Below are 2,160 nucleotides of genomic sequence, written 5' to 3' on the forward strand. Positions count from 1 at the left end.
GATGGGTACTTTGTGTGTTCTGTAGGGAATGCAAGCGCAGAGACTATACGAAAATATATCCAAGAGCAGGGGTGACACCTATTCATCCCCGCGACATCACTTTGTTCTGATCACGGGGTTTTCTCGGTGAGTTTAGATAAAAAGTAATTTTTTAAAAATATTAGGCTTTTTTTGCCTCTATATGTTGCGTATACCTGTACATTATTAAGCATATATATGGAGGCTGTTATGTTTACAAACCTGAATAAATACTCAAAACATCAAAACTCAAAGTGGTTTATCATTGTCATTTTACTTTGCTCTATTTTATCAATAGTTTATTTGCAAATACGTCATCCCGCTGACAACTCTAGTGTAGAGTCAACTTTTGACTACTCAACTATTATCGATCACTTTAGTGACAAGCTTAACCAAGGTACATTTCTGTTCTCTGAACCGGTTACTTGGAACGGCCGATTTATTCCTGTTGAGAGTTATGCTGGAATAAACCTTAAAAGTTTAAGCAGCGAGCATGCTGATGGTTTAGTTTTATATTGGCTTCATCGTATAAAGTTTGCCTCTACTGAAGAGACTGGTGTCATAAAAGACAGTTTTGAGTCTCTAAAATCATTACATTATGACATCAACGAAGCTAATGTAGAATTCTTAGATTGTAGCCTGACTGAAAAATGTGATTATAAAAAACTTATAAATAACTTCAGCAACTCAGCTTGGGTACCTTTTTGGGCAATGAAGGCAGATATTGAGTATGTTAAGAGCAAAAGTGATGAACTAGATGAGCTTAACATTTCTGCTGTTAGTGACTTAGAGTTTTTCGAGCTTCGTAACAATGCCGATCATGTTGAAATCATACCACCAGCACTTGCTGACTACTTAATAACCATACCTTTTTATCTGAATTGCGAAACCAACAATCAAAAGCTTTTGATGTACTTATACGAGGTCAAAACTAGGTTTCCCCAGCTAAGCACGATAGTTGATGAGTTCATGACTATGGCTTCAGCTAACCAGTGCGAGTTAGTGTAGGAGAGGAATAAAGATTCATACTAAAAGCTACTATCAAGTCCAAATCAAGCTACAACTGAATATTAAAGTATCATACTCTTGTAACTCTCTTCTGGACAAAAACACGTTAGAGTATTTAATCAGTAACGCCCGCATAACGGGCAAATATACGTAGGCTAAACTACCGAGCAACGCGAGGGGAGCCTACGTGTATTTGTCCCTAGCGAGCAAAGCGAGTGTTAATGCGTTTGTTATGTGACGGCCTAATAAAACTACGGAACATATACCATGCCAAACTCATATTTGTAGCCTGAAACTATGGGATAAATTCGACCTTTCAGAACGAGATCACTAACGCCTTCTTCTACAGTACATAAATCGATGATTAAATCCCAATAATCACCTTGCCATTGATAGCATGAACGTTCCCAACATTCAGTAGATAACGCCTTTAGACAACAACCATATTCAAGAACATTTTCTCTATTAAACTCGGCCAAATCACTAGATTGAAGAGTGATGTATTCCGAGACATTGTGGAGTTCGAAATTATCTTTGGTTAATTGAATAACCACTTTGCAAATGGAGTCTTTCCATACTTCCGGTATTGAATGTTCCTTTTCCAAATCTTTTAAAGGCAAATGCATTCTTCGTCATCCTTGAGTCACATAACATTTTAGTATTTATGCGACACGCAGTTTGTGTTGCATAATCGCTTGTTGGACTGAGCCGCTACCTGCTCGGTGTGTCAGAGTTGGTGTTGTTTATGCTATGGGAATTTGCTTTTTCTGGCCTAAGCGATATCAAGCCAACGTTACTGGCGAGCCTATCGCATCTAAGCTATCCCTGCTTTACTCAGCGTTTATTATGCTTCCATTACACCTAAATTTGCCTTAAGAAGCAATTATATTTTTACGCACACAGAGGTCGTTAGCCTGAGCAATTAAGCAGGTTAACTCATTGATTTTAAGCAGCAAGCAAGGCTGCTAACTCGTTCGCACTATTTCATTTGTTGGCGTATCTGAATTCATCACACCAATAAATCGTAAAATACCCACCTTGCATGACTGACAAAACCAATGCGGTACCAATGATTCTGTTTCTGGCTTTGCCTGCACTAGTTTGCATTTGTGTGTTGATTGAGCCTTTATTAAC

General features: G+C 38.2%; 3 protein-coding genes. 2 read left to right on the plus strand and 1 reads right to left on the minus strand.

Going from position 1 to position 2,160, the window contains the following annotated elements; genetic code table 11:
• Both JIG41_RS23275 and JIG41_RS09630 read left to right on the plus strand, forming a co-directional pair.
• Positions 1-75 (plus strand): transposase (locus JIG41_RS23275; RefSeq protein WP_199524514.1); only part of this gene is annotated, 75 nt, incomplete at its 5' end.
• A gap of 153 nt (positions 76-228) precedes the next feature.
• Positions 229-1,026: a hypothetical protein gene (locus JIG41_RS09630; RefSeq protein ID WP_063529910.1), complete on the plus strand. Its 798-nt coding sequence runs from the start codon at positions 229-231 to the stop codon at positions 1,024-1,026.
• Between the two features lie 251 nt (positions 1,027-1,277).
• Here JIG41_RS09630 and JIG41_RS09635 read toward each other — a convergent pair whose 3' ends face one another.
• The gene (locus JIG41_RS09635; RefSeq protein WP_058584486.1) at positions 1,278-1,652 is read right to left on the minus strand and encodes a hypothetical protein; all 375 of its coding nucleotides are present in this window, start codon (positions 1,650-1,652) and stop codon (positions 1,278-1,280) included.
• Positions 1,653-2,160: the final 508 nt, after the last annotated feature.

The sequence above is a fragment of the Pseudoalteromonas sp. bablab_jr011 genome (genome assembly GCF_016464045.1).
Classification (GTDB): domain Bacteria; phylum Pseudomonadota; class Gammaproteobacteria; order Enterobacterales; family Alteromonadaceae; genus Pseudoalteromonas; species Pseudoalteromonas lipolytica.

Coding starts and splice junctions, on each gene's coding strand:
- JIG41_RS09630 (WP_063529910.1), top strand. CDS start 229: ATGTTTACAAACCTGAATAAATACTCAAAACATCAAAACTCAAAGTGG.
- JIG41_RS09635 (WP_058584486.1), bottom strand. CDS start 1,652: ATGCATTTGCCTTTAAAAGATTTGGAAAAGGAACATTCAATACCGGAA.